Raw genomic sequence first — 6,272 nt, 5'->3', positions numbered from 1 at the left:
CACCGATTTTGCGGCAACTACGCCTTACCAACGCCCACGGTGGCAGCAACACATGATTGATAACTGGATGACTTGGCTGGGCGGCATCAGCGTTGGTTTGGCGGGCATCTTTATGGTCAAATACAGCATCAATATGGGTCTATTGGGCCCGAAAGCACAGATCACTATGGCGATTCTGACGGGTATCGCCCTGCATGTGGCGGCAGATTGGTTGCGGCGTAAAAATGGCGGCAGTGATCCGGTCTTTGCCTCTCTTGCAGGCGGCGCCAGTATCACCCTTTATGCTGCCTTGCTGGCGGCATTACATGTCTATCATCTAATCGATCCGAGATGGGTATTTGGGGCACTTGCGATAGTGTCATTGGTGACCATGGTGTTGGCATTGATGCATGGCCCGATGCTGGCCATGATTGGGTTAGTCGGTGCCTATGTCGTGCCGCTTTTGGTCAACACTGGGAGTGGCAATATTTTTGCCGCCATGATTTACAGTCTGATCATCAGTAGTGCCGGTTTATTACTCATCCGCTATGTCAGTAAAAGCTGGTTGTGGTGGGGTGTTGTTGCCGGCGCGATGGGCTGGTGGTTGCTGTCATTAACATCGAGCCAGCCAGAGGATTTCCGTGGCATTTACCTCGCCATCTTTGCTTGGATGTTATTAGCGATTCCGGCGTTTGACTGGTTTTTGCAAGGCAAGCAAAAGCTGACATTCTCACAGACAGATAATAAAACCATTCATACCGCAATAGGCATGATCTCAATGAATCAGCTGCTGATGACGCTCATAGTCCTCGGTTGGGCTGCCTCAATTTATATACAAGGACTTGGTGCAATTCACTTTGGTCAGTGGGCGCCGCTGGTGGTGATTTGTTTTGCGGCGAGTCAGCGTCAGAGCCTTTGGGCGTTACCGTGGTTAAGCCTTGGCGTGCAATGGCTCGCATGGCTGTTGTTAGCATTTCATGTGCAGTGGGAATTTACCAGCTACCCCAATATAGGACTCACTGCGGAGCAACAACACAGTTTTCTGATATATACCGGTTTGATGACACTACTTTATTCCGCTTTATCCGGCTGGCAATGGCTGAGATTAGGTTTCTCGCATGCCCGTTCATCATTAGCCTTGTTGTCACCGTTGATCTGGCTGGCATTGGCGTATCTGTGCGTGAACGGTATTGCGCAATCCCTCTCATGGAGTATCGCGACGTTGCTGGCAGGTTTAGTGTACGGCTTCTTTGCTGCTTTGCGACTGGAGCGTGATAAAAGTGATGAAATGGTGCTGTGGTTAACCCTGTCCACACATCTTGCTTATACGTTAGCTGTCGCCATTTATTTCCGTGAAGCGTCTTTATCTCTAGCGCTATCAGCTCAGCTGCTGTCATTAACCTGGCTGATGAAACGCTATCAACTACCGTGGCTGGAATGGATGATAAAAGCGGCAGTGGCAGCCGTTATTTTACGACTTACTTTCAACCCGTGGCTGTTGCAGTATGGCAGCGATATCCACTGGACTATCTGGACTTATGGTGGCGCCACGCTGTTTGCCTTATTGGCCAGTCGTCAGTGTCAGGCAGGTAGTAATTTACGGGCATGGCTGGAGGCGGCGACCTTACATCTGTTGGTGTTAACGCTGGGTACCGAATTACGTTACTGGTTATATGATGGCAATGTGTTTGCCCACGACTACAGCCTGGTTGAAGCGGCGATTAACGCCTCTGTGTGGGCGGCCCTGGCATTAACGTATCAGTACCGCGCTAAAGTCAGCCAAGGCCTGACCACGCTGTATCAAATCTGCTCCAAAATCCTGCTACTGATGGCGTTAGTGAGTTTCGGCATAGCGGCAACGATTCACAACCCATGGTGGAGTGGTGATGCTATTTCCAGCACGCCGGTATTTAATATCCTGTTACTGGCGTATGGCGCGCCGATTATCTGGGCATTGTTAGTGGCTTATTATCACCAACCGCAATTCCGACAACTGGCATTACGCTTTGCCGGGCTGGCACTGATGCTATTTGTGGCGCTGGAAATCCGTCAGTTGTGGCAGGGTGGTAATTTATCGCTCGATAAATTTACTGGTGATGGTGAGTTATATACCTATTCGGTTGTGTGGATGCTGATGGCAATTGCCGGGGTGTTGCTAGGTACGCAATGGCGAATTAAGGAGCTCTACAAAGCGGGTATGGGCTTACTGAGTTTGGTGATTGCCAAGATCTTTTTGGTGGATATGTCGGGGCTTGATGGTTTATGGCGTGTGGCAGCCTTTATGGGATTGGGGCTTTCTTTGTTGGGGTTGGCTTGGTTGTATAAGCGAATGCAGGGTGGGGTTCAACCAGCGGATTGAAAAAGCTTATTTTTAATACGCTGCCGCGAGGGCGTTCATTTATTTTGCCTGTCCAAAATAAACGAACCAAACAAAAAGACAGCCCATGCTTGCCCTGCGGGTTCCCTGCGCTTCTCAATCAGTTTGGAACACGACGAAAACTCGCTACGCTCAAACACTCGTCGTGTTTTAACCAAACTGATTTGCGATGCTCGGCAGCGCATAAGGGCAGAAAGGGGAAGTAAACAAAACAGTTATTTCAACTCCCAATGATCCCCTTTTGTGCTGACGAGTAGCACAGCTTTATCTGGATAACGGCTGGTCAGTGTCTGAGCGTAGCGAGTTTTGACCAGACGCCAGATAAAGCGAGCAACGCAGTGGCGCCGTAGGCCAGCACATGGGGGTGCCCTAGGGTTGTTAGGGAAATGGGCACGCATTTCCCTGACTCGCCATTAAGGCGAAAAAAATTATTGAAAAGTAGGTGGTTTTTGATGAACAAAGAAACTTTGTTAAATAATTTTGCAGTTCGCTCATTTAGGGATGTAGCTGATCAGGACTACATAGCTGCAAGATTATCGTTCAGACATGAGTTATATCCTCAGTTTCATTGGCAGTCTCTGCAAGCTATTGAAAAGTATGTAAAAGCAATCCTGCTTTTTAATAGAATAAAAGCAAAAGATATCAATCATGATCTTGAAAGGGCAATGAAATATACAGAAAAATTGCCGTTTCTCCTCAAACTTAGTGATGTCGCAAAAGAAACCATTGAGCATTTGGATACATATGGCAGATTTAGATATCTGGAATCGTCGTATCAGCTGTATGGTCCAATGCTTGCGAGATTAGATAAGACTGTTTGGGAAATTAGGCGATATTGTAAGGTTTTAGACTACGATTTAAAGCTGCCCAGTGGACAGATTAGAAACATGTTGAGTCATGAAATACAGAGTATTGAGAACAGTGAAAATAAAGCCAAGCATAAATACAGAATTCATGGAGGGTTACTTGAGAAATTTATCGATGATCACAAGCATCCTTCACGAGAGGGATTGATATGGCAAAACCACTGCTTTGGTAAGGTTGCAAGAAACGTTGTTAGACAGCCAACACCAATGTATTTTGTAAATTCACCTCTAACCCTTCATCCAGAGATGCTTGATTCAGTGATTAAGTATGTGTTCCTTCCTAAAGAGGTGATAAATGCTTATCGTGAGCATGCCAAGGATAAGTAAAAATCTAGAGCCTTAATGCGCCTTCTCCCAATTATCCCCAACGCCAATCCCCACCTCTAAAGGTACTTTGAGTTCAGCAGCCCCCATCATAAATTTCTCAATGGTGTCTTTCGCCATATCCAACTGATCAACCGGCACTTCAAACACCAACTCATCGTGTACCTGCATAATCATTCGAATGCCCGTATCGGCCTCACACAGCCATGAATGAATATCAATCATCGCACGTTTGATAATGTCAGCAGCACTGCCTTGCATCGGCGCATTGATCGCGGTGCGTTCGGCATACTGACGACGCATGCCATTGCTGGAATTGATTTCTGGCAGATACAAGCGGCGACCAAAGATGGTTTCAACATAACCCTGCTCTTTGGCCTGTTCACGGGTGTTATCCATATACTGACGCACACCGGGATAACGGTCGAAATAGGTCTGCATGTATTCCGCGGCCTGATAACGCTCAATCCCCAATTGCTTGGATAAGCCGTGAGCGGACATGCCGTAAATCAAACCGAAGTTAATCGCTTTGGCACTGCGGCGTTGATCGCTGCTGACTTCATCAAGCGATAGACCGAAAATCTCTGAGGCGGTATGGCGGTGAATATCTTCGCCTTTGGCAAACGCTTGTAACAGACTATCATCACCTGACAGATGCGCCATGATGCGGAGTTCGATTTGTGAGTAATCGGCGGCGAGCAGGATGTAACCGTCACTGGCGACAAAGGCCTCACGGATACGACGACCGTTTTCACTGCGGATAGGAATATTTTGCAGGTTCGGATCGGAGGATGACAGGCGACCTGTCGCTGTCACGGCCTGATGATAGGAAGTGTGTACTCGCCCGGTGCTGCGGTTGACCTGCAAAGGCAGCTTGTCGGTGTAGGTCGATTTGAGCTTGCTCAGGCCGCGATAATTCATGATGATCTGTGGCAATTCATAGCCATCATCAGCCAGCGCTTGTAACACTTCTTCAGCGGTTGATGGTTGGCCTTTAGGTGTTTTCTTTTTAACCGGCAGTTCCTGTTTTTCGTACAAAATTTCCTGTAGTTGTTTAGGGGAGCCTAAGTTGAAGGTTTGTCCGGCCGATTCATGCGCCTGTTTTTCCAGTTCGGTGATTTGATGCGCCATATCATCGCTCTGACTTTGCAGCATCCAGATGTCGATGTTGACACCATTGCGTTCCAGCGTGTTCAGCACCGGCAACAGCGGCATTTCAAGTTCTGTGTAAACTTTTTGTAATGAAGGTATCGCTTCAATTCGTGGCCAGAGAGCGTGATGCAGTTGTAATGTGATATCGGCATCTTCTGCCGCATACGGGCCTGCTTCTTCGAGTCCGATCTGGTTGAAGGTCAGTTGCTTTTTGCCTTTGCCGGCAATGTCTTCAAAATGAATGGTGTCACGGTCTAGGTATTTTTTTGCCAAAGAGTCCATGTCGTGACGGGTTGCGGTGCTGTCCAGCACATAAGACTCCAGCATGGTGTCATGAGCAATACCTTGCAGATTGATATCGTGATTAAGCAATACGTGCCGATCATATTTCAGGTTCTGACCGACTTTGAGTTTGCTGGCGTCTTCGAGTAACGATTTGAGTTCTTTCATCACGGCATCGAAGTCGAGTTGTTCAGGCGCACCGGGATAATCATGTCTTAGCGGTAGATAGGCGGCTTCGCCAACTTCGACGGCAAACGACACACCGACAATTCGGGCTTCCAGATAATCAAGGCTGGTGGTTTCGGTATCAAATGCAAACAATTCGGCGTCGTTCAGTTTTTTCAGCCAGCTCTGCCATTGTTCCTGAGTCAGGATTGTCTGGTAATCCTGCTTGACGGTGGTTTCCGTGCTGAGCGGGGTGGCGGCCTGACTGACAACGGAACTGCCGCTGCCAGATTGCAGCTCGCTTATCCAGCTTCGAAATTCCATTTGTTTAAATAGCGCCAGTAGCGACTCGGTATCTTGTTCGCCATTTTTTATGCCCTCAATGTCGATATCCAGTTCAACATCACATTTGATGGTGGCCAGCAGATAACTGAGCTCGGCCATGTCTTTATTTTCGGCCAGCTTTTCAGGCATTTTCTTGGCACCGCGAAAATCGAGCGTGCGAACCGCTTCTAAATCCTGATAGATATCTTTGATACTGCCGAGATTTTGAATCAGCGCTAAGGCGGTTTTTTCACCGACGCCGGGCACGCCGGGAATGTTATCGACTTTGTCACCCATCAATGCCAGAAAATCGATAATCAATTCGGGTGGCAGACCAAATTTTTGCTTAACGCCCTCGATGTCCAGAACAGTTTCAGTCATGGTGTTGACCAGTGTGACATGCTGGTTGACCAGTTGCGCCATATCCTTATCGCCGGTACTGATAACGACGTCCAGACCTTTTTGTGTGGCTTGATGTGCCAGTGTCCCTATCACATCATCGGCTTCAACACCGTCAATCACCATTAAAGGCAGCCCCATGGCCTTGATAATGTCGTGGATTGGTTGAACTTGTGTGCGCAAATCATCCGGCATTGGCGGTCGCTGCGCTTTGTAGTCTTCAAACAGTTCATCTCGAAAAGTTTTGCCTTTAGCATCAAAAATAACGGCAATCGGACTGTCGGGGTAATCAGCGACTAAACGGCGTAACATGGAAGTGACACCTCGCACCGCACCTGTGGGTTCACCGGCTGAATTACGCAAGTCAGCTTTGAACATGGCATGAAAGGCACGATAGAGGTAAG

General features: G+C 48.0%; 3 protein-coding genes. 2 read left to right on the top strand and 1 reads right to left on the bottom strand.

What is annotated here, in order from left to right; translation table 11 throughout:
* A partial coding sequence (locus tag ACTF5U_RS11320) for a DUF2339 domain-containing protein (protein ID WP_438971740.1) occupies positions 1 to 2,338 on the top strand: 2,338 nt, incomplete at its 5' end.
* A 470-nt stretch (positions 2,339 to 2,808) separates the two neighbouring features.
* Positions 2,809 to 3,549, top strand: coding sequence for a HEPN domain-containing protein (locus ACTF5U_RS11315; protein ID WP_438971739.1), 741 nt, complete (start codon positions 2,809 to 2,811; stop codon positions 3,547 to 3,549).
* A gap of 12 nt (positions 3,550 to 3,561) precedes the next feature.
* Here the strand turns inward: ACTF5U_RS11315 and polA are convergent.
* Positions 3,562 to 6,272: DNA polymerase I (gene polA, locus ACTF5U_RS11310; RefSeq protein ID WP_438971738.1), on the bottom strand; the 2,711-nt coding region annotated here is incomplete at its 5' end.

It is taken from the genome of Methylophaga sp., assembly GCF_965655755.1.
GTDB lineage: Bacteria > Pseudomonadota > Gammaproteobacteria > Nitrosococcales > Methylophagaceae > Methylophaga.
Note: the sequence above shows the minus strand (reverse complement) of the source record. Positions and strands in the feature narration are given on the sequence as shown.

Coding starts and splice junctions, on each gene's coding strand:
- ACTF5U_RS11315 (WP_438971739.1), top strand. CDS start 2,809: ATGAACAAAGAAACTTTGTTAAATAATTTTGCAGTTCGCTCATTTAGG.